This window comes from Acinetobacter sp. BY419 (assembly GCF_019038395.1).
In the GTDB taxonomy this organism is placed as follows: Bacteria; Pseudomonadota; Gammaproteobacteria; order Pseudomonadales; family Moraxellaceae; genus Acinetobacter.
In genome coordinates, this window is sequence record NZ_JAGFXZ010000078.1 from 1 (window position 1) to 1,105 (window position 1,105).

Sequence of the window (1,105 nt, forward strand, 5' to 3'; positions counted from 1 at the left end):
TAAGGTGAGTATAGTTCATGATGCAACTTTGACTTTGGTCGGTCGGAAGCAAAATGCTAGCTCATCTTGCTTCTTTCCAATAATTTAATCTCTGTTGCACTTCATTTGAGAATCTAAGTAGGAAAATAAAACTCTAGATTAGAATTTGTCTTCTAAGCCTGTAGCAATCCCTATGCTTTATTAAATACATCTTCTCCCAAGGTATTGATATAAAAGAATCCCACCAAGTGGTGGGATTCTTTAAGCTTCACATGATCAATTAGAAGCTATATTTGCTCATTAAACCAATACGGTTATCTTTGAATTTCTCATTATCAAAGGTTTTACGCTCACCATTGACATATTCAATACCGAACTCAAGTGGTTTAACTGGTGCATACACCAGGTTTAACCATGCTTGTCGTACTTCTTTGTTTGCTGCATCAGCGAGTTCTGCATAGTCTGAGTCTTTATCAGCAAACAATGCACCATAACCTAGTGATGTTTTTAAGTTAGGTAAAATGCTGTAGGTTAAGCCCGTTTGTACTGCCCAAATTTCATTTTGCTCAATATGACGGTCATCTTCATCATTTACGAATGCAGCATTGGCATTGGTACCATACAAAATACCGTTTACACCTTTAGTATAGCTGACATCTAGCGTCGCTTTTAAAGGATCAATTACTTGATACGTTGTACCTGCTGCTAACCCCCAACCTGCTTTACGCTTATTGACGTCTTCATCCTTATAAACTTCAACTAAAGCACGCGCAGACGCATTACCTTTTTTGTCATCAAAGTTGTGTGCCAATTTAGCGGTCAATGTTGGTACGCTTGATTTGATGTTTTCAGCAGTTGAGTTTGGTTTTTCTGCAGCTAGGAACAATTGTGTTGCAGGTGCCAAATCAAAACCATAACGAACCAATGGTATACGTGTAGTACCACCACCAACGTTGGTGCTGAAGTCAATCATAAACGGTGCATGATTTGACAAGAAGTTAGATTGGGTTTGACCAATCAACCAATTTTCATAGGTTAAATATGCTTGACGTATACGGAATGAATCGTTAGTACCTGCGAAATCACTTTCAAGTTTACCGCCAACCTCTGCACCGTTAACACTGGT

General features: G+C 38.6%; 1 protein-coding gene. It reads right to left on the bottom strand.

Annotated features, from left to right (window positions below; translation table 11 throughout):
* Positions 1-259: 259 nt before the first annotated feature.
* The coding region (locus KUG37_RS14640; protein ID WP_216940673.1) for a DcaP family trimeric outer membrane transporter at positions 260-1,105 on the bottom strand (846 nt) is incomplete at its 5' end.